This is a genomic window from Streptomyces sp. NPDC051133 (genome assembly GCF_040682635.1).
Lineage (GTDB): Bacteria > Actinomycetota > Actinomycetes > Streptomycetales > Streptomycetaceae > Streptomyces.
Map to the genome: position 1 here is coordinate 110352 of NZ_JBFBBK010000025.1, position 19366 is coordinate 129717.

Genomic DNA, 19366 nt, shown 5'->3' on the forward strand with positions numbered 1-19366 from the left:
GTGGCTGCTGGAGTCCACTCGAAGGCAAATCCGCTCACGCGCCGCCGGGGATCTCCTGTTCGGCCCAGATGATCTTCCCCTCGCCGGTGTGCCGGGCTCCCCAGCGGTGGGCGAGCTGGGCGACCAGGAAGAGGCCCCGGCCGCCTTCGTCCGTGCTCCGGGCGTGCCTGAGCCGGGGGGCCGTGCCGCTGGAGTCGGACACCTCGCAGGTCAGGCGGGAGTCGCGCAGGAGCCGCAGCCGAACCGGGGAGGCGGCGTAGCGGATCGCGTTGGTGACGAGTTCGCTCACGATGAGTTCGGTCGTCATGGCCAGTTCGCCGAGACCCCATTCCTGCACCTGGCGGGTGGCCCGGGCGCGGAGCACGGCGACGGCCGCGGGGTCGGCGGGCACGTCCCAGGCGACGACGTGGTCGGCTCCGAGGGCGTGGGTGCGGGTCAGCAGGAGGGCGATGTCGTCGGGTTGCGGCACCGGCACGAGCTGCTGCACGGCGGACGTGCACAGTGCGTCGAGGTCCCGCCCGCCGAGGACGAGGGCCTCGCGGAGCCCGGCCATGCCCCGCTCCACGTCCTGGTCGACGCCCTCGATGAGACCGTCGGTGTAGAGGCCGAAGAGGCTGTGCTCGGCCAGTTCGATCTCGGTGGCCTCGAAGGCCATGCCGCCGAGCCCGAGCGGGGGCCCGGCGGGGATCTCCGGGTAGTAGGCGTCTCCGCCCGGGGTGACGACGACGGGGGGCGGGTGACCGGCCCGGGCCATCGCGCACCGCCTGCTGACCGGGTCGTAGACGGCGTAGAGGCAGGTCGCGCCGGTGAAGGTGGCGGCGCTGTGGACGGCCGTGCCGGCGGCGGCCTCCTCGTCGCTCAGCCGCAGCACGAGGTCGTCGAGGTGGGCGAGCAGCTCGTCGGGGGGCAGCTCCATGTCGGCGAGGGTCTGTACGGCGGTGCGCAGCCGCCCCATGCTCGCCGCTGCGGTGATGCCGTGCCCCACCACGTCGCCGATGACGAGGCCGACCCGGGCGCCGGACAGGGGGATCACGTCGAACCAGTCGCCTCCGACGCCGTCCGTCGGATCCGCCGGCAGATAGGAACAGGCCACCTCCAGTGCGGTGCCGGCGGCGAGCGCGGGCGGCAGCAGGCTGCGCTGGAGGGTGACCGCCGCGGTGTGCTCCCGGGTGTAGCGGCGGGCGTTGTCGACACAGACCGCGGCGCGTGTCATCAGCTCCCGGGCGAGCAGGACGTCGTCGGGCCCGAAGGGGACCGGGTTGAGCGACCGGGCGAACGTGGTGACGCCGAGGGCGGTGTTCCTGGCCCGCATCGGCGCGGCGATGAGCGAGTGCAGGCCGAACTCGCGGATCCGGTCGGCTCGCATGGGCTCCTGGGCGGCCCATGGGTCCTCGGACGGGTCGAGGACCGGGATGAGCAGCGGCTCGCCGTTGACGAGCAGGTTCACGTCGTGGGGCGGCCGCAGGACGCCGACCCGGTCACCGACCTGGGAGACGGCCTCGGGGCAGCCTTCGCGCACCGAGCGCATGGCGGCCCGGCGCAGCACGGCTCTGGCGGGTGCCGGGCCGGCGTCGGTCAGCCACGCCCCGTGGCCCTCGCTGCTGAGCACCGGTTCCAGCAGGTCGACGGTGACGTAGTCGGCGAAGCGGGGCACGGCGAACTCGGCGAGCTCCTGAGCCGTCCGCATCACGTCCAGTGTCGTGCCGATGCTGGTGCCTGCCTCGTTGACCAGCGCCAGCAGCTGCCGGGCGTTCCACCGCTCGGTGACGTCCTGGACCATGTAGCAGACGCCGGTGATGGTGCGGTCGGCGTCGACGAGGGGGAAGAACGAGGTCGAGAAGGCGTGCTGGCGGCGCGGGTCGGCCCAGCTCCAGCCCACGTACTCGTAGCCGGTGACCGGCAGTCCCGTCGCGAGGACCTTGCGCATCAGCCCTTCGAGGGCTTCCGCCTGCAGGCCGGGCAGCAGTTCGCCCAGGCGCCGTCCGATCCGCTGCTCGCGGGGCACCCCGCCGAAGTGCTCCAGGGTGTCGTTCAGCCAGAGGTAGCGCAGCTCGGGATCCATGACGGCCATGCCGACCGGCGAGCGGGTCAGGAACCCGTCGAGGACGGACTGGCCCATCGTCCACGGCCTCGTCCCGGAGCGTGCCGAGACGAGGAAGCACTCCTTCCCGGCCATCCGGAAGGACGCCGAGACGCGCAGCTCGATGTCGAGGCGGCGGCCGTCCCGGTGCCGTACCACGATCTGTCCGCTCCAGCCGTTTCCGGCACGGCAGCGCTCGGCGACGGCGGTGAGCCGCGCCGGATCCTCGGGCATGGCCAGCAGGCGCGCGACGGAACGCCCGACGACCTCCTCGGCCGGACGGCCGAGCAGTGCCTCGGCGCCGCGGGTCCAGCCGAGCACGACACCGTCGTCCGCTATCACCGCGGCCGCGTCGGTGGACGCGTCGAGGAGATCACCCGGTCCCGCGGACGTGGATGCGGCGATGCCCTTGCGCGAGGATTCCATCAGTTCCACCCTTACACCACTATGACCCTGATTGTCCGCCCGGCGAGAGTCGTGTGCGGTTGGGTCCCGCGCGGCTCGGAGGCAGCATGGAAGGACCGGCCGTCGGCACGCAGTCCGCCCGGTCCGGCCGGTGGAGGTGATTCCGGGATGGCAGTCGACTCCTTCGAAGCCGGTCATGAGGAGCACCGGCCCGCGTCGGCGCGGCCGACCGGGCTGCTGGACGTGCTCAGCGTGGCCGCGGTGGCCCTGGACACCCAGGGCCGCATCGTCTTCTGGACCCCGCAGGCGGAGGAGCTCTTCGGCTACTCGGCGGAGGATGCCCTGGGCAAGCACGCGGGGCGCCTGCTCGTCGACCCGGATCATCTGCAGGCCGTGGTGAGCCTGTTCACGGACGTGCTGGAGACCGGCCGGAGCTGGGCCGGCGCGTTCCCGGTCCGGCACAAGGACGGCAGCAGCCGGCTGACGGAGTTCCGCACCATGCGGCTGCTGGACGACCTGGGGGACGTCTACGCCCTGGGCATCGCGGCCGACCACACCCTGCTGCAGCGGGTCGAGACCGACCTGGCCCTGTGCGAACAGCTCGTCAACCAGTCCCCCATCGGTCTGGCGCTGCTGGACCCCGATCTGCGGTACGTGCTGGTCAACCCGGCACTGGAGCGGATCGACGGCATCCGCGCCGCGGACCACGTAGGCCGCCATCTACGGGAGACCCTGCCGTTTCCGGACGTCGACACCGTCGAGTCCGCGCTGCGCCAGGTGCTCACCACCGGCACCCCGCTGCTCGACCAGTACCACGTCGGCCGTCCCCCGGCCGATCCCGAGCAGGAGCACGCCTGGTCGCTGTCCTTCTACCGCCTGGAGGATCCCGGCGGGCGGGTCCTCGGCGCGGCCGCCTCGGTCGTCGACGTCACCGAGCGGCACCGCGCGGCCGGCGAGGCCGACCGGGCCCGGCGGCGCCTGGCGCTCATCGCCGACGCGTCCGCGCGCGTGGGCACCACCCTGGACGTGGAGCAGACCGCCCGTGAACTGGCCGAGATCGCCGTCCCGGCGCTGGCCGACGTGGTCGCCGTGGACGTCCTCGACTCCGCCCTGTCCTGCCGCCGCATGCGCAGACCCGACAACGGTCCCGAGCTCTTCCGGGCCCTCGCGCTGAAGGCCGACCACCCCACGGACGCGCTGCGTGCCGCCGACCCTCCCGGCGACCTCGCCACCTACGACGGCGACCGCCTGGTCACCTTGTGCGTGCACACCGGCCGGCCGGTCCTGGTGCCCCGTGTCGAGGCTCAGGATCTGCCGCGCATCGCCCGGGACGCCGAGGCCGGGACGCTGCTGGCCCAGGCCGGCGTGCACTCCTATCTGGCGGTGCCGTTGATCGCCCACGGGGAGGTCCTGGGCGCCCTCGATCTCAAGCGCACGGACAATCCGGCGCCGTTCGACCAGGACGACGTCGTCCTGGCCGGTGAGCTCGCCGGCCGCGCCGCCGTGGCCATCGACAACGCCCGCTGGTTCCAGAGCGTCCGCAACACCGCCCTCACCCTGCAGCGCAGCCTGCTGCCCGAGCACGCGGCGCACCACACGGGCCTGGAACTGGCGTCCCGCTACCAGCCCGCGCAGGCCACCAGCGAGGTCGGCGGCGACTGGTACGACGTCATCCAGCTGGCCGACGACAAGACCGCGCTGGTGGTGGGCGACGTCATGGGCAACGGCATCGACGCCGCCGCCACCATGGGCCGGCTGCGCACGGCCACCTGCGCTTACGCCGATCTGGACCTCGCCCCCGGGTCGGTGCTCCAGCACCTGGACAAGGTCACGTGCGACCTGGAGCACTACATCGTGACCTGCGTGTACGCGGTGTACGACCCGCACACCCGGCGGTGCAGCATCGCCAACGCCGGGCACATGCCGCCCGCCGTGGCCCGCCCCGGCGACGCCCCGGGGCTGCTGGACCTGCCCGCCGGGGCCCCGCTGGGCGTGGGCGGCATCCGGTTCGAGACCACCACGGTCGAGCTGCGCCCCGACGACCTGCTGGTCCTGTACACGGACGGTCTGGTGGAGACCCGCCGGCACCCCATCGACGAGCGTCTGAACGCCCTCCTGAACCTCCTCGACGAGCCCCAGCGGCCGCTGGAGGAGACCTGCGACCTCCTCCTGCACGGCCTGCGCCACCCCGACGAGCACGACGACGTGGCCCTGCTCGTCGCCCGGGCCCTGTGAGGCCCGCGGCCCTTCCCGGGCCGTGCACCGCGGCCCGGAGTGCGCCGGCGAAGGGTCAGGGGGCCGGCCGGTCGGCGGCGCCCCGTACGAGCAGGAGAAGGGCGTCGACCAGGTCGTCCACGGGGCTGCCGGTGGCCAGGCGCCGCAGTTGCAGGCCCATCACGAGGGCGACCGTCGTGGCGGCCAGGCGTTGCGCGTCCGGGACGCCCAGCGCGGTGAGGATCCGGGCGGCCAGCCGGTCGTAGGCCGAGAAGGCCTCCGCGGCCGCCTCGCGCAGCCGCTCGTCACGCCCGGCGTGCAGGTACAGCTCGAACGGCGCGAGATGGGCGGTGTCGAGTGCCGAGCCGCAGGCGACCTGGCCGGCGAGCGACGCCGCGTCCTCGATGTCGATGTCCTCGGTCTGGCACTGGTCGGCCAGCTCGGTGAAGTGCCGTGCCTCTTCGCGCACGAAGTGCAGCAGGGTCTCCCGCAGCAGCTCGTGCTGGGTCTCGAAGTGGTACGTGACGGAACCGAGCGACACCCCGGCTTCCCTGGCGATCCGCCGGTTGGTGACCGCCGCCACCCCGTCCTCGCCGATGATCTTCAGGACGGCTGTGATGATGCGTCGGCGCATCGGTACGGAGCGGTCGGCATGCGGCATGCGGTGCATTGTTCCACCCGTGGTGGACAGGGCCGTCCGGCCTGCCTATTGTTCGTTCGAACGAACAGGAACTGGGAGGGTGATCGTGCACATTGCCGGGGCAACCGTTCTGCTCACCGGCGTCACCGGCGGCATCGGCGGCGCACTCGCCGCCGGGCTGTCCGCCCGGGGCGCCCGTCTCGTCCTCACCGGCCGGCGCCCCGAGGCGCTTCAGCCCCTCGCCGACCGGTACGGCGCCCGGACGATCCTGGCCGATCTCGCCGACCCCGACGACGTGGCGCGGCTCGCCGAGGAGGCGGCGGACGCCGACATCCTCCTCGCCAACGCGGCCCTGCCCTCCAGCGGTGACGTGCTCGACTACACGCCGGCCCAGATCGACCGGGCCCTCGCCGTGAACCTGCGGGCGCCCGCGATGCTCGCGCGGCTGCTCGCCCCCGGCATGGTGGCCGCCGGACGCGGGCACATCTGCTTCGTCGGTTCGCTGTCCGGGCTGGCCGCCACCAAGTCGTCGTCTGTGTACAACGCGACGAAGTTCGGGCTGCGCGGCTTCTCGCTGGCCTTCCGCCAGGATCTGCACGGCACGGGCGTCGGCGTCTCGATCGTCCAGCCGGGTTTCGTGCGCGAGGTGGGCATGTTCGCGAACACGGGCTCCTCGACGCCGGGCGGCATGCGGACCGTCGCGCCGGAGAAGGTCGTCGCGGGGGTGCTGCGGGCGATCGAACGCGATGTCGCCGAGATCAACGTGGCACCGCCCGAGCTGCGCCTCCTCACCAGGATCGCGTCCCAGTTCCCGGGGTTCGCGGAGCGGGTGCAGCGGCTCGCCGGGGCGGATTCGACCATGAAGGCGATCGTCGCCGCGCAGCGCTCGAGCCGCTGAGCGTCAGCGCTGACTCGACGGAGCGCCCGGCAGGGGGGAGCGGCTGCCCTCGCAGGAGTAGACGATCTCCACCGCCCCGCCCGGCAGGGCACGCTGGCGCCGGAAGGTGAGCCCGGCGGCCGGGTCGAGGGCGGGTGTCAGGTGCGTGCCGCCGCCGAACAGCAGGGGCAGGACGACCAGTTCCAGCGTGTCCAGGGCACCGAGGGCGTGGAACGTCCCGATCGTGCGCGGGCCGCCGACGAGGTGGACGTCACCGCCCCGGTTCGCCGCGCGGAGCCGCTCCAGGAGCCGTACCGGATCGCCGTCGGTGACGACGTGGTCCGGGGTGGCGGCCGGACGGTGGGAGGCGAGCACGAACACGTCGAGGGACGGCCACGGCCAGCGGCTGTTGGCCAGCGCGGGCTCGAAGGTGGTGCGGCCCATGAGGGCCGCCTCGCACCCCGCGAGGAACTCCTGGATGCCATGGCTCTCGCCGGACACGAACGCCGGGTCGGCGGTCAGCGCCGGCCACCCGGTCGGCGTGGTCACGTAGCCGTCGGCGCTCATGCTCATGCGGGCACGGATCTTCATGTCGTCTCCTCTGCTGACAAGGCTTCCGTCCAGGCGTCGAACGGGACACGCCCGTCTCGACACATCACCGGGTGATTCCTCCGAACGGCTGTCACCTGCCGCCCGCGCTGTGGCAAGATCCTGTTGTTCGACCACGCATCCGACCACTCGTCACGAAGGACTGAGGTCCATGGTTCCGGCGTCCCCCAGCGGCCGCCGTCGGCACTGAGGCGCCCGCCCCGCGCGGCGTTCCCCGGTGTCCCTCGCGTCTCCTCACGGCGGTCCGACGACGCGGTGTCCAAGCCACCGCCCACCTCCTTCGCGGAGGTCGTTCCCGTATGCCCGGCCAGGCCGGCCCCCTGCCGCCCGTGGCCGCCTTCACCGTGAGGTCCTCATCGTGCGCACCGATGTCCAGAGCTTTGCCGTCGCCCACCTCCTGCGCCGCCCGGCGGCGTGCCAGGCGGGCGGCTTCGTCCTGGGGTTCGACCCCGCGACGACCAGCCCCCACATCAACTACGCGACGCCTCTTCCCGGCGCCGAGCCGACCGACCGGGACGTCGCCGGCCTGATCGCCGCATTCCGTGAACGCGGGCTCAAGCCCCGGCTGGAGTTCGCCCCGGACGCCGCCCCCGCGGTCGAAGCCGTGCTGCGCCGGGCCGGTTTCCGCACGGAGGCGGTGCACGAGTACCTGGTCTGCACCCCGGCCACGCTGACCGTGCCCGGCCCCGGCGCGGCGGGACCGGTCGAGGTGGCGGCTCCGGCCACGGACGAGGACTACACGGCGATCGACGTCGCGCTGTCGGAGGCGTTCGGCGGCGAGTGGGCGCCCTCCCCGGAGGGAGCGGCGCGGTTGCGGCGCACGCAGGAGGGCGGCGGGGCCGTCCGGTTCGTCCGCGCCCCGGGCGGCGGCTGCGCCGGCGGAGCGATCTGCTCGGCGCCCGCCGAGGGCACCGCGGAACTGGCGGGCGTGGGCACCCTCCCCGCGCACCGGGGCCGCGGGATCGCCGCCGCGGTCACCTCGGCCCTGGCCCGCACCCTGTTCGACCGCGGAGCGCGTTCCGTGTGGCTGGAGTACTCCGGCGAGGGCTCCCGCCGCGTGTACGAGAGGGTCGGCTTCCGGCCCGGGGGCACACGGCTGTACGTCTCGCTGGAGGACTGACCCCTCGGCGCGGGCCGGGGCGCCGAGGACCGCATGATGCCGCCGGTGACTGACCCCGAGCACGGCCGGGACCGGGGACGGAACGGCCACAACTCAGCCCATTGGCACCGGATGTGACGGATGATCAACACAGAGCCGTACGCATGCGGGCGGCGCTCGACGGGTGTGAGCCGGCCGGTGGCCGTCAGGGCCGGCGGCTCGCCCCGTACAGGTCGCGGAGCAGGGCGATCTCGGCCCCGTGGTGCAGCACTTCCTGGTTGACCCACCACACGATGTCGAGGAAGGGCTCCTCCGCGTCGCTGCCGTACGGGTAGGTGCAGTGCCCGACCCTGTCCAGCGCCGGGTCGTCGGCGCGCAGCAGCGCCTGCCGCCACGCGGCGGCGCCGGTCCCGAGGGCGGCGATCGCACCGGCGGCGTCCCCGCTCACCGGGTGGTCCTCCCGGGTCGCCGAGCGGCTGCCGGCGGTGTGGTCGGCGCGGAGGGCCAGCATCTCGGAGAGGTGGCTCAGGCGCCACGCGAGGGTGGTGACGGGCGGCGGCCAGGGGTGCGGGTACGGCGCGCCGTCCCGCCCCCATTCACCGGCCCCCGCCAGGAACGTCGCCCGCGGTCCCGGCCCGTCCGCCCGCCGCCTGACCGACCAGCAGCCGGGGACGGGCTCCCAGAGGTACTCGTCGTCGCCCAGGGGCTCGACCCGGGTCCGCGTCCCGTCGCCGCTGTCCATGGCCGGCCCGGTCAGCCGCCCGAGCAGGCGCTCGCAGGCGAAGTCGAACTGGTCCAGCAGCGGGCGGAGACGGGCGGGTGTCTTCATCGAGGGCTCCTGAGCGGACGGCCGCCCGGCGTTCGCCCCGGACGGCGGCAACGGGCGCGGCCCGCTCACCCTGACACGGCCGCCCCCGGACCCGCGCGTGTTTTCCGGGCTGCCGGGACCAAGGCGCGGACGCGGGCGACAGGACGCGGACGCCGGCGCCGGGACCGTCCCGCCGGATTCCCGAACCACCGCACGCCCGCTCACAGTTGCCGTCGCACCCCGGCCTCCCGTTCCGCCCGCTCCAGTTGGTGGCCGAGGTCGCCCTGCAGGGACGTACGGGCCCGGCCGCGGCGGCCCAGCGGCAGGACGGTGCGCTGCAGGGAGTCCTCCAGCAGCAGGGCGAAGCCGCCGTACAGGGCGAAGACGGCCAGGGCCACACCGACCCAGCCGGCCGCGGTCTGCAGGGCCGCCGCGCCGCCCGCCTCGTACGCCCCGGTCAGCACGAAGCGGCCGGCACCGATCAGCAGCAGCACGCCGAACAGCGGCTTTCCGGGAAGCGCGGCGGCGCACAGGACCAGCATCAGCGGGGCGACGGCGAGCAGGAACACCGCCATCGCCGCACTGCGCTGCCCCACCGGGCCGGACAGGGTGACCAGCGCCGTCCCCGCCCACGTGCAGCCCAGCACGGACAGGCCGCAGGCGGCGCCGCCGTCGCGGGACAGGAACGCGAACACCCCGGAGAGCAGTTGCAGGGGCACCACGAACACCAGCACCAGCAGCATCAGCGGCCGGGTCTGCTCCAGAGGCACCCAGTGCAGCTGGGCCGCCGCCAGCAGGATGCTGCCGATGCCGAAGGCGAAGAAGCCCAGCGGCAGGCTGCTGGCCAGCGGCCTGAGCATGATCCTCGTCAGCTCCTCGGGCCGCGGCGGCCCGGTGGCCCTGTCGTACGTCCGCGCTGCCGGAGGCATCCGGATCACCCCGTCCTTCGTGGTCCCTCGCGCCCGAGCCGATGTCCGGCCCCGGTCGTGCTACGTCACGGGGTACCCCGATGCGAGCGCCGCCCCCGCCCCGCTCCCGCGCCGGGCGCCGGCCGCCCGAGCCCGAGCCCGCGCCCGCGCCCGCGCCCGCGCCCGGCGGAACTGTCGCGGAAGCGCCCCGGAAATGTCCGGGATCGGTAACAGACGGATCCCTTGATCAACCTTCTCCGTCCTGACAGGTGCACGAGGTCGCAGGGACACGGGACAAGGCGGGGGCGGACATGGCACGGCATGGCGGGCGGGGATGGTACGGCCGGTTGGTGGCTGCGGCGCTCGGGGTCACGGCGGTGGCGGCCGCCACCTCGGTGTGGACCGCGCAGGCCGGCCAGCCGGGCGGTGGCCCGGCCGGTGCGGGAGTCTCCGCGAAGCCCGCCGCGCCGAAGGCGGCGGCCGTGTCCCCCGTCATCGCCCACTCCTCCGACGCGGGCTCCCACGCGGTCAACATCACCATCGACGACGGCCCGGACCCGACGTGGACCCCGCAGGTCCTCCAAGTGCTGCGCGAGAACGGCGTGAAGGCGACGTTCTGCATGGTCGGCCCCCAGGCCAAGGCGCACCCCGAGCTGGTCCGGCAGATCGTGGCGGCCGGGCACCGGCTGTGCGACCACACGGTGTCCCACGACACCGGGATGGACCGCAAGTCCACGGCCTACCAGTCGCAGCAGATCCTGGACGCCGAGCGGCAGATCACCAAGGCGTCCGGTGGTGTCCGGCCGATGTACTACCGGGCGCCGGGCGGCGCGTTCACCCCGTACAGCCGCCGTCTCGCGGCCTCGCACGGGATGCGTCCGCTGGGCTGGAACGTCGACTCCAAGGACTTCGAGCGCCCCGGCACCGACGCCATCGTCTCCACCGTCAAGCGGGAGCTGTCCAACGGCCCCACGATCCTCTTCCACGACGCGGGCGGCGACCGCTCCCAGACCGTCGCCGCGCTGCGCATCGTGCTGCCGTGGCTGAAGCAGCAGGGCTACGCCTTCGGTTACCCCGTGCGCTGAACGGCCTGCGTGGTTCTGGGGCGGTTCGTGCCCCACGCACCGGTGAACCCCGGGAGAAATCTTGGTCATCGCAACCTTGGGACGACTGTTCGGTTCCGCGGCGGTGCCTACGATGGGGCCGCCGCGTACGTCGTCAGGAAAGGCTCGTCATGCCGTTGCCCCGCCTCGGCACGCGGGCCGCTCGTGCCTGGACGGCCCCTGCCGTGTTCGTCACCGCGGCCGCCGCGCTGGCGGTCGCCGCGACGGCCTCCTCCCCCGGCCCCTCGCACCACGACCGGGCCGGTGCCACATCCCGGCGCATCGCGGTCGAGGTCTCGCCGAGCCGCTGCGGGCACGGCTGGGACCGGCCCGAGCCGGGGGTGCGGACCTTCGATCTGCACAACTCCTCCGACGCCGCCGCCGAGGTCTACCTCGAGGACCCGGGCGAGGGGACGGTGTACGGCGAGGTGGAGGGCATCGGCCCCGGTACGACACGGCAGTTGACCGTCCGTCTGGGCAGGGGCACGTACGCGTTCAGGTGCGTGCCCGACGATGCCGACGCCGTCACCGGGCCCCGGGTGCGCATCACCTCGGGGCGGCCCGGTCCGGGCGCGGCCCCCGTCGACCAGCACGATCTGATCCCGCCCTCGATCGCCTACCAGAAGTGGGTGGGCGGCGGCCTCGGCGAGGCCGTACGGCTGACCACCGGGCTACGGCGGGCGATCGACCGCGGTGACCTCGCCGCCGCCCGGACGGCCTGGCTGCCGGCCCACCTGGAGTACGAGCGGCTGGGCGCGGCCTACGACGCGTTCGGGGACGCGGACGCGCGGATCAACGGCACCGACGCGGGACTGCCGGACGGCGTGCGCGACAAGGACTTCGCCGGCTTCCACCGGGTCGAGTACGGGCTGTGGCACGGCGAGTCGGCCGCCGGCCTGCGGGCCCCGGCGGCGGCGCTGGTGAAGGCGCTGACCGAGCTGCGGGACAGCTGGTCGCAGGCCCGGATGGACCCCGCCCAGCTGGGTCTGCGGGCGCACGAGATCCTGGAGAACACCGTGCAGTTCGAGCTGACCGGCCGCACCGACTACGGCAGCGGCAGCAACCTCGCCACCGCCCGCGCCAACCTCGACGGCACCCGCGAGGTGCTGTCCCGGTTGCGTCCGCTGCTCACCACCCGGTACGCCGGTCTCCCGGACCTCGACCAGGACATGGAGCACGCGGGGCACGCCCTCGACGGCTTCCGGCACGGCGACCGCTGGACCCCGCTCGACCGCCTGAGCCGCGCACAGCGCGAGCGGACCGACGCTCTCCTCGGCGATCTGGTGGAGCGGCTGGCGTCGGTGGCCACCCTGTGCGACCCCCGGAGGACCGTGTGAGCCACACCGAACGAGCCGACGGGCCGGGCAGGCGCCGGTTCCTGCGCGGCGCCGTCCTGGCGGGGGCCGGGCTCGCCACGAGCGCCGCCGCCCCGCATCCCCAGGCCGACACCGCGCAAGGCGCCACCGCACCGGCCGGCACCGCACCGGCCGTCGCCGCCTTCCACGGCGTCCACCAGGCCTCCGCGATCGCCGCTCCGCGCCGCACCTGCGTCTTCGCCTCCCTCGACGTCACCGCCGGCGACCGCGCCGAACTGGCCGACCTGCTGCGCACGCTCACCGAGCGGGCCCGCTTCCTGACCTCCGGCGGCACCCCCTCCCCGGCCGGCATCACCGGCCCGCCGGCCGACTCGGGCGTCCTCGGCGACCATCTGCCCCCGGGCCGGCTGGCCGTGACCGTCGGCGTCGGCGCCTCGCTCTTCGACGACCGGTTCGGGCTGGCCGCCCGCAGGCCCCGGCGGCTGACCGCCATGCCCGCCTTCCCCGACGACGACCTGAAGTCCGGCTGGTGCCACGGCGACCTCAGCCTCCAGTTGCACGCCGACGCCCCCGACACCACCCTGCACGCGCTGCGTGACATCGCCCGGCACACCCGCGGCGGCATGCAGGTCCGCTGGCGGCTGGACGGTTTCACCAGCCCGCCCCGGCCGTCGGGCACGCCGCGCAACCTGATGGGCTTCAAGGACGGCACCGCCAACCCGGACGCCGGCAGCGCCCGCGAGATGGACCGGCTGGTGTGGGTCGGCGAGGACCTGGGCGAGCCGGACTGGGCGGTCGGCGGCAGCTACCAGGTCGTCCGGCTGATCCGCATGCTGGTGGAATTCTGGGACCGGGTCTCCCTGAGCGAACAGGAGCGGATGTTCGGCCGGGCCCGCTCCTCCGGCGCACCGCTCGACGGCGACCACGAGCACGACACGCCCAAGTACGCCGACGACCCCAAGGGTGACGTCATCCCGCTGGACGCGCACATCCGCCTCGCCAACCCGCGCACGCCCGGCACCGACGGCCGGCGCCTGCTGCGCCGCGCCTACAATTACGACCGGGGCATGGACGCCAACGGCAACCTCGACATGGGGCTGCTGTTCTGCGCCTACCAGCGGGACCTGAAGCGGCAGTTCGAGACCGTGCAGCACCGGCTGGCGGGCGAGCCGCTGACGGACTACATCAGCCCGTTCGGCGGCGGCTACTTCTTCGCGCTGCCCGGCGTACGCGACGGCGAGGACTGGTACGGCCGCGCCCTGCTCGGCTGAAAACCACCTCTTGACCGTGACCTGTTCGGACAACTGATGGCCCATCAGAGTCAACAGAGTGTCAAAAGTTGCCCCAGCATCCCTGACCCGGTGTTCACCCAGGGGTCATGATGGCTCCGCCGGCGCGCCCCACAGCGGGCGCAGCATCCGTGCTCGTACGACGCACAGACGTTCCCGCCCGGAGGGTGAACCAGCATGGTCAGCAGAGGAAGACGAGCAGCGATGCGGAGCCTCGGCGCGCTCGCGGGAGCCGCCGCGCTCACGGTGCTCGGCGGCAACGCGCCCGGCTGGGCGGCGCCCACCGCATCGCAGAGCGGACACTCCTCGACCGCGACGCCCATCAAGCACGTCGTCGTGCTCTTCGACGAGAACATCTCCTTCGACCACTACTTCGCCACCTACCCGAAGGCCGCCAACACGGACGGCACGAGGTTCACGGCGTCGAAGAACACCCCGAAGGACATCGACACCCTCGCGCACGCGGGTCTGCTGAAGCACAACCCGAACCAGTACGCGCCCAAGCGGCTCTCCCCGTCCCAGGCGATGACCTGCGACCAGAACCACTCCTACGGCCCGGAGCAGCTGGCCTACAACGGCGGCAGGGCCGACCGGTTCGTGCAGAACACCGAGGTCGACAAGTGCAGCGGCGGCCTGTTCGGCGAGCCCGGCCTGGTGATGGACTACTACGACGGCAACACCGTCACCGCGATGTGGAACTACGCCCAGCACTACTCCCTGAGCGACCGTTCCTTCAGCTCGGTGTACGGGCCGTCCACGCCCGGCGCGATCAACCTGGTCTCCGGCAACACGCACGGCGTGATCTCGGTGGACCCGACGACCGGAAAGCAGACGGCCACCCCCGACGCCTACACGGTCAAGTCGCCCGACGCGAAGGGCGTCGGCACGATGATCAACGACCCCGACCCGGCCTTCGACGACTGCTCGAACAAGGACCGCACGAGCAGCAACGCGCTGGCGTCCATGCAGGGCCGGAACGTCGGTGACCTGCTGAACGCCAAGAAGGTGACCTGGGGCTGGTTCCAGGGCGGCTTCCGTCCGTCGACGGCGTGGAACGGCACGTCCGGCTCGTACGCCAAGTGCGACACCACCCACACCAACGTGGGCGGCGCCGCCGCGGCCGACTACAGCCCGCACCACAACCCGTTCGCGTACTACAAGTCGACGGCCAACCCGCACCACCTGGCGCCCGGGAGCGTCTCGGAGATCGGCCACGGCGGCCGGGCCAACCACAACTACGACCTGACCGACTTCTCCGCCGCGCTGAAGGCGGGCAAGCTCCCGGCCGTCAGCTTCGTCAAGGCCGGCGAGTACCAGGACGGGCACGCCGGTTACTCCGACCCGCTCGACGAGCAGCACTTCCTGGTCAAGCAGATCAACGCGATCCAGAGCTCGCCGCAGTGGAAGTCCACGGCCGTCGTCGTGGCGTACGACGACTCCGACGGCTGGTACGACCACGCCTATGTCGTCCCGAAGAACGGCTCCAGGGACACCTCGCTCGGCTCCAACGGCAAGGCGACCGACAGCCCCGCCTGCCAGAAGGGCCCGAAGGCGGCCGGCGGCTACGCGGACCGCTGCGGCCCCGGCACCCGCCAGCCGCTGCTCGTGATCTCGCCGTACAGCAAGGTCAACAAGGTCGACCACACGCTGACGAACCAGGCGTCCATCACCCGCTTCATCGAGGACAACTGGCACACCGGCCGCATCGGTGACCACTCCTTCGACGCCACGGCCGGCTCGATCGGGGGCATGTTCGACTTCCGGCACCCGAACGACAAGCAGGTGCTGCTGAACTCCGACGGCTCGGTGAAGCGCGTCGGCCCGATCCGGCACGTCGCCGCCGTGGCCACGAGCATCACCCCGGGCCCGGCGATGCAGAACACGGCCGCCACGACCGACGCCTCCGGGTTCCCGGCGCTGCCGGTCGGCCTCGGCGTGGGCGCCCTGCTGGCCGCGGGTGCGACGGGTACGTACCTGACGCTGCGGCGCAGGCAGAACGCCTGATCCCGCCGCAACGCCTGATCCCGCGACAGGGAGCGCGCCTCCGGTCGGTGACCGGGGGCGCGCTCGTGTGCCGGCCGCCGGAACATGCCCCGGCGGCCGGGAAAACGGCTGGTCTCCGGCCGGCCGTGCTGGTGGGATGGCGCGATGGAAGGTGAGCGTTCGATCGTCGTCGACCGGGGCCGGTACCCGGACGCGGTGACGCCGTGGGAGCGGCGGGCGTGGCGTGCCGCGGCCCTCGGCTGGGTGGCGGACCGGCTCGCCGCCCGGGGTCTGGGCCCGGCCGGTGACCTTCAGGTGCGGCTGCGGCCGTGGTCCGTGCTGGTGCGGGTGACCGTCGCCGGGCCGGGTCCCGTCTGGTTCAAGGCGAGTCCGCCGGCCGGCGCGTTCGAGGGCCCGCTGACCGGCGCGCTGGCCCGCTGGGTGCCCGGCCATGTGCTGGAGCCACTGGCCGTGGACGCCGGGCGCGGGTGGTCGCTGCTGCCCGACGGGGGCGCGCTGTTCCGGGACGTGCTCGCCCGCGAGACGCTCGGTCCGCGGGCCTGGGAGGACCTGCTGCGCCAGTACGCGGTCATGCAGCGCGCGCTGGTCCCGCACGCCCGCGAGGTGGAACGGCTGGGAGTGCCCGCCGCTCGGACCCTCGCTCTGCCCGAGCTGTTCGACCGGCTGCTCGCCGAGGACCGCGAGCTGGGCCCGGACGACCGGGGACGGCTTCGCGCGCTGCGGCCCCGCCTCGGGGACTGGTGTGCGGAACTCGCGGCCGTCGGCATCGAGGACACCCTCGACCATGCGGACCTGCACGACGGCCAGTTGTTCAACCCCGCGCCGGGCCGGTACACCTTCTTCGACTTCGGTGACGCGACCGTCTCCCACCCGTTCTGCAGTCTGCGCGTGCCCGCCGAACGGGCCCGTGACCGGTACGGGCCCGAGGTGCTGCCCCGGCTGCGGGACGCCTACCTGGAGCCGTGGACGCGGACCGGCCGGCCGGCGGAGGAGCTGCGGCGTGCCGCGAGTCTGGCCTGGCGGCTCAGCTCCCTGGGCCGCGCGTGCGCCTGGGGCCGCCTGTTCCCGACCGCGGCCGGGGCGAGCCCGGGCGGAGTGCGGGCGTCGTACTGGCTCCGGGACCTCCTCGACGAGCCGCCGATCTGAGCGGCGCCCGCGCGCCGCGCGGCGGCCGCCGTCACGCGAACGGGCCAGGGCGGGTGTCCGCCGCGAGGTTGCGCGAAGCGGTGGGGCCTCGGGACGCTGGAGCGGCAGACACCGGGTGCGGTTCCGGGAGGTGGCGTGGTTCCGGCGGACGGCGTTCCAGGGGAGAGCGAGGGCGGTGCGCGTCCGGCCGCGCCCGGACCGGACCGCCGGCGGTTCCTCGCCCTGTGCGCCGGGGCGGGCCTCGGCTCGGCCGCCGCCTGTACGGGGGCGCCGGGCGGCCACCGCCCCGCCGGCGCCCCTGACGGGCGGCTCAGGCCCGAGGGGGAGCGGGACGCGCCCGGCACCGCCGACTGGCGTCTGGGCTCGGCCGGCCCGCCGGACGCGGTGGCCGGCTACACGGACCGGGTGAGCGTGACCCCCGGCGAGGAGTGCGGTCTGCACGTGTCGACCAGTGCCGCGTCGTTCCGTGTCTCCGCGTTCCGGATCGGCTGGTACGGCGGCCGGCAGGCCCGCCGCGTGTGGACGTCGGGCCGCGTGCCCGGCCGCGTCCAGCGGGCCCCGTACGTGCTGCCCGCCACCCGCACGGTGCGCGCCGGCTGGCCGGTCACGCTGCCCGTGGACACCACCGGCTGGCCGGAGGGCGCCTATCTGCTGCGGCTGGAGGCGGACAGCGGCCACCGGCGGTACGTGCCGCTGATCGTGCGCTCCACCGACGGCGCGGGCCGCACGGTCCTGCTGCACGCCCCCGCCACCTGGCAGGCCTACAACCGCTGGGGCGGCTCCAGCCTCTACGCCGGCACCTCCGGGGCGTACGCCACGCGGTCGCTCGCGGTGAGCTTCGACCGGCCCTACGACGGGGACGGCGCCGAGAAGTTCCTGGTGTACGAGCGGGCGCTGGTGGTGCTGGCCGAGCGCCTGGGCATCCCCCTCGCCTACAGCACCGGTACCGACGTCCACCGGGACCCGTCGGTGCTGCGCGGCGCGCGCGCCGTGATCTGCCTGGGCCACGACGAGTACTGGACCCCGGCGCAGCGGGCCCATGTCACCGCCGCCCGGGACGCGGGGACCAACCTCGCCTTCCTCGGCGCCAACACCTGTTTCCGGCGCGTCCGGCTGGAGGCCGGGGAGCGGGCGGACGACCGTACGGTGGTGTGCTACAAGAGCGACTGCCGCGCCGACCCCTTGTACTCCTCCGACCCGGCGCAGGTCACCACCGACTACCGGTTGCCGCCCGCGCCCGATCCGGAGTCCTCCCTCACGGGCGTGCTCTACGAGGGCTATCCGGTCGACGCGCCCTACGTCGTGCGGGCCGCCGGCCACTGGCTGTACGACGGCACCGGAGTCCGGTCCGGCGAGGCGTTCGCGCATCTCGTCGGCGTCGAGTACGACCGGGTCACCCCGGGCGCCCCCACGCCGGGCCCGCTGGAGATCACCGCGCACTCCCCGCTGGTGTGCGGCGGCCGGCCGAGCCACAGCGACTCGGCGTACGGCACGGCCCCCGGCGGGGCCGGCGTCTTCGCGAGCGGCACCATGCGCTGGGTGGAGGCCCTTGCGGCCGGGACGGGCGAACTCGGCCGCGACCACGGCATGGACGCCCGGACCCGCGCCTTCGTCACCCGGACCACGGAGAACCTCCTGCGCACCTTCGCGAAGGGACCGGCGGCCCGGCACGCCCCGCCGCCGCGCCCCGACGCGCGGGAGGTGTACCGGGACTGAGGCCGGGGCGGGTCAGGGCGACGGGCCACAGGGGCGGACGGGGTCAGCTCTGGCCGGGCCGGCCTCCCGATCGCATGTGGTCCCTGCGGGCGTTGTTGTAGAGGCGCAGGAGGTGCTTGGCTACGGCACAGTGCGCGGCGTCGGCATGGCACTGACGGCATGTGCGCATGTGCTGCTCGTAGGTGAGGCGCGCGTCTTCCAGCGCATCGTTGACAGAGGACATGGACATCTCCGGGCAGGGCGCGCCCTGGGAACGCGCCAAGTTGACTGACTGGTACACCCAGAGACAAGGTGATCATGTTACTTGCGGTACTGGGAAACCCGTCTTTCCGGCCGCCGCCGGGCGCCCGGACGGCTCAGCTGTCCCCCGCCGCGAGGAGCGCCCGGGCGTGGTTCATGAAGGCGGTCAGCCCCACCTCGAAGGCGCGGTCGGCCCGGCCCTCACCGACCGCGGCGAGCACCTCGGCCAGCCGAGGCGTCGGGGTGTGTTCCGTCAGCTCCCACATGGCCTCCGGCGCGGCGAGGTCGAGGGCCGAGCCCAGCACCAGGTTCTCCAGCGCGATGACCAGCGGCATGATCTCGGCGCGGTCGAAGCCGGCCTGCAGCAGGCGGCTGACCGCGCGTTCGTACTGCTCCAGGACCCGGGGCGCGCGGACCGGGGAGGTCATGAGCAGGGGGATCGCCCGGGGGTGGGCGGCGAACGCGGCGCGGTAGGAGCGGGCCCAGGCCTCGACCGCCGCGTCCCACGGGGTCAGGTCGAGGGTGGCGGTGTCGATGGCGGAAGCGACCCGCTCGCGCAGCAGTTCCACGATGCCGTCGCGGCCGTCCACATGGTGGTACACCGACCCGGTCTGCGCGCCGAGCCGCCGGGCGATCTGCGGGACGCTGAAGTCACCGGTCTCGTCGATCAGCCGCAGCGCGGTCGTGGTGATGCGCTCACGGTCGAGGAGCGGTGTGCGCGGCCGTCCCATGGTCAGCGTTCTCCCTGTGATCGCTCCGGGGTCTTCCCGGATGCCCGACGGCAGGCTACATTGCGGAAACCGAAAGCCTTTAGGTTTACGGCCTCCGGGCGTCCGCCATCCCCGTGTGCCCACCGGAGGACACCGGCCCGGGCGTGCCCACCCCCGTCCCGCCCGCCGGCGCCCGCGACCC

At 73.8% G+C, this 19366-nt stretch carries 16 protein-coding genes; 9 read left to right on the forward strand and 7 right to left on the reverse strand.

Annotation, left to right across the window (positions count from 1 at the left end):
• Window positions 1-34 precede the first annotated feature (34 nt).
• Complete coding sequence (locus AB0N17_RS25395) at window positions 35-2506, reverse strand: SpoIIE family protein phosphatase (protein WP_366013763.1); 2472 nt, start codon at window positions 2504-2506, stop codon at window positions 35-37.
• A 147-nt stretch (window positions 2507-2653) separates the two neighbouring features.
• Here AB0N17_RS25395 and AB0N17_RS25400 point away from each other — a divergent pair, with 147 nt between their 5' ends.
• Complete coding sequence (locus AB0N17_RS25400; protein WP_366013764.1) at window positions 2654-4720, forward strand: SpoIIE family protein phosphatase; 2067 nt, start codon at window positions 2654-2656, stop codon at window positions 4718-4720.
• A gap of 55 nt (window positions 4721-4775) precedes the next feature.
• Here AB0N17_RS25400 and AB0N17_RS25405 read toward each other — a convergent pair whose 3' ends face one another.
• Entirely contained in the window at window positions 4776-5360 is a 585-nt protein-coding gene (locus AB0N17_RS25405) for a TetR family transcriptional regulator (RefSeq protein ID WP_366013765.1), read from the reverse strand.
• Window positions 5361-5445: 85 nt separating this feature from the next.
• Here AB0N17_RS25405 and AB0N17_RS25410 point away from each other — a divergent pair, with 85 nt between their 5' ends.
• Complete coding sequence (locus AB0N17_RS25410) at window positions 5446-6237, forward strand: SDR family NAD(P)-dependent oxidoreductase (RefSeq protein WP_366013803.1); 792 nt, start codon at window positions 5446-5448, stop codon at window positions 6235-6237.
• A gap of 3 nt (window positions 6238-6240) precedes the next feature.
• Here AB0N17_RS25410 and AB0N17_RS25415 read toward each other — a convergent pair whose 3' ends face one another.
• Complete coding sequence (locus AB0N17_RS25415; RefSeq protein ID WP_366013767.1) at window positions 6241-6807, reverse strand: dihydrofolate reductase family protein; 567 nt, start codon at window positions 6805-6807, stop codon at window positions 6241-6243.
• Window positions 6808-7183: 376 nt separating this feature from the next.
• Between AB0N17_RS25415 and AB0N17_RS25420 the strand changes: the two genes are divergently transcribed.
• Window positions 7184-7945, forward strand: coding sequence for a GNAT family N-acetyltransferase (locus AB0N17_RS25420; protein ID WP_366013769.1), 762 nt, complete (start codon window positions 7184-7186; stop codon window positions 7943-7945).
• A gap of 184 nt (window positions 7946-8129) precedes the next feature.
• On the opposite strand, the gene AB0N17_RS25425 is transcribed toward AB0N17_RS25420, so the two are convergent.
• Both AB0N17_RS25425 and AB0N17_RS25430 read right to left on the reverse strand, forming a co-directional pair.
• The gene (locus AB0N17_RS25425) at window positions 8130-8753 is read right to left on the reverse strand and encodes a DinB family protein (RefSeq protein ID WP_366013770.1); all 624 of its coding nucleotides are present in this window, start codon (window positions 8751-8753) and stop codon (window positions 8130-8132) included.
• Between the two features lie 200 nt (window positions 8754-8953).
• Window positions 8954-9661: a GPR1/FUN34/YaaH family transporter gene (locus tag AB0N17_RS25430; RefSeq protein WP_366013771.1), complete on the reverse strand. Its 708-nt coding sequence runs from the start codon at window positions 9659-9661 to the stop codon at window positions 8954-8956.
• Between the two features lie 290 nt (window positions 9662-9951).
• Between AB0N17_RS25430 and AB0N17_RS25435 the strand changes: the two genes are divergently transcribed.
• From AB0N17_RS25435 to AB0N17_RS25460, 6 genes are all read left to right on the forward strand, one after another.
• Window positions 9952-10725, forward strand: coding sequence for a polysaccharide deacetylase family protein (locus AB0N17_RS25435; protein ID WP_366013772.1), 774 nt, complete (start codon window positions 9952-9954; stop codon window positions 10723-10725).
• A gap of 149 nt (window positions 10726-10874) precedes the next feature.
• Entirely contained in the window at window positions 10875-12080 is a 1206-nt protein-coding gene (locus tag AB0N17_RS25440) for an EfeM/EfeO family lipoprotein (RefSeq protein ID WP_366013773.1), read from the forward strand.
• The gene (efeB, locus tag AB0N17_RS25445; protein WP_366013774.1) at window positions 12077-13330 is read left to right on the forward strand and encodes an iron uptake transporter deferrochelatase/peroxidase subunit; all 1254 of its coding nucleotides are present in this window, start codon (window positions 12077-12079) and stop codon (window positions 13328-13330) included. The genes AB0N17_RS25440 and efeB overlap by 4 nt, the downstream gene beginning before the upstream one ends.
• Window positions 13331-13525: 195 nt before the next feature.
• Window positions 13526-15352 carry an alkaline phosphatase family protein gene (locus tag AB0N17_RS25450; protein WP_366013775.1) on the forward strand — a complete coding sequence of 609 codons (1827 nt, stop codon included), beginning with the start codon at window positions 13526-13528 and terminating at the stop codon, window positions 15350-15352.
• A gap of 144 nt (window positions 15353-15496) precedes the next feature.
• A complete protein-coding gene (locus AB0N17_RS25455) occupies window positions 15497-16498 on the forward strand; it encodes an aminoglycoside phosphotransferase family protein (RefSeq protein WP_366013776.1) in 1002 nt (333 codons plus the stop codon).
• 357 nt (window positions 16499-16855) lie between these two features.
• Entirely contained in the window at window positions 16856-18214 is a 1359-nt protein-coding gene (locus AB0N17_RS25460; RefSeq protein WP_366013804.1) for a N,N-dimethylformamidase beta subunit family domain-containing protein, read from the forward strand.
• Between the two features lie 43 nt (window positions 18215-18257).
• Here AB0N17_RS25460 and AB0N17_RS25465 read toward each other — a convergent pair whose 3' ends face one another.
• Both AB0N17_RS25465 and AB0N17_RS25470 read right to left on the reverse strand, forming a co-directional pair.
• Window positions 18258-18437 carry a hypothetical protein gene (locus AB0N17_RS25465; protein WP_366013778.1) on the reverse strand — a complete coding sequence of 60 codons (180 nt, stop codon included), beginning with the start codon at window positions 18435-18437 and terminating at the stop codon, window positions 18258-18260.
• 133 nt (window positions 18438-18570) lie between these two features.
• Window positions 18571-19185 (reverse strand): TetR/AcrR family transcriptional regulator C-terminal domain-containing protein, encoded by a 615-nt coding sequence (locus AB0N17_RS25470; protein ID WP_366013779.1) that lies wholly within the window; start codon window positions 19183-19185, stop codon window positions 18571-18573.
• Window positions 19186-19366: the final 181 nt, after the last annotated feature.

Excerpts from the sequence above, each read along its gene's own strand:
- AB0N17_RS25400 (WP_366013764.1), top strand. The coding sequence starts at position 2,654 with ATGGCAGTCGACTCCTTCGAAGCCGGTCATGAGGAGCACCGGCCCGCG.
- AB0N17_RS25465 (WP_366013778.1), bottom strand. The coding sequence starts at position 18,437 with ATGTCCTCTGTCAACGATGCGCTGGAAGACGCGCGCCTCACCTACGAG.
- AB0N17_RS25455 (WP_366013776.1), top strand. The coding sequence starts at position 15,497 with ATGGAAGGTGAGCGTTCGATCGTCGTCGACCGGGGCCGGTACCCGGAC.
- AB0N17_RS25395 (WP_366013763.1), bottom strand. The coding sequence starts at position 2,506 with ATGGAATCCTCGCGCAAGGGCATCGCCGCATCCACGTCCGCGGGACCG.
- AB0N17_RS25430 (WP_366013771.1), bottom strand. The coding sequence starts at position 9,661 with ATGCCTCCGGCAGCGCGGACGTACGACAGGGCCACCGGGCCGCCGCGG.
- AB0N17_RS25470 (WP_366013779.1), bottom strand. The coding sequence starts at position 19,185 with ATGGGACGGCCGCGCACACCGCTCCTCGACCGTGAGCGCATCACCACG.
- AB0N17_RS25435 (WP_366013772.1), top strand. The coding sequence starts at position 9,952 with ATGGCACGGCATGGCGGGCGGGGATGGTACGGCCGGTTGGTGGCTGCG.
- AB0N17_RS25405 (WP_366013765.1), bottom strand. The coding sequence starts at position 5,360 with ATGCCGCATGCCGACCGCTCCGTACCGATGCGCCGACGCATCATCACA.
- AB0N17_RS25415 (WP_366013767.1), bottom strand. The coding sequence starts at position 6,807 with ATGAAGATCCGTGCCCGCATGAGCATGAGCGCCGACGGCTACGTGACC.
- AB0N17_RS25440 (WP_366013773.1), top strand. The coding sequence starts at position 10,875 with ATGCCGTTGCCCCGCCTCGGCACGCGGGCCGCTCGTGCCTGGACGGCC.
- AB0N17_RS25425 (WP_366013770.1), bottom strand. The coding sequence starts at position 8,753 with ATGAAGACACCCGCCCGTCTCCGCCCGCTGCTGGACCAGTTCGACTTC.
- AB0N17_RS25450 (WP_366013775.1), top strand. The coding sequence starts at position 13,526 with ATGGTCAGCAGAGGAAGACGAGCAGCGATGCGGAGCCTCGGCGCGCTC.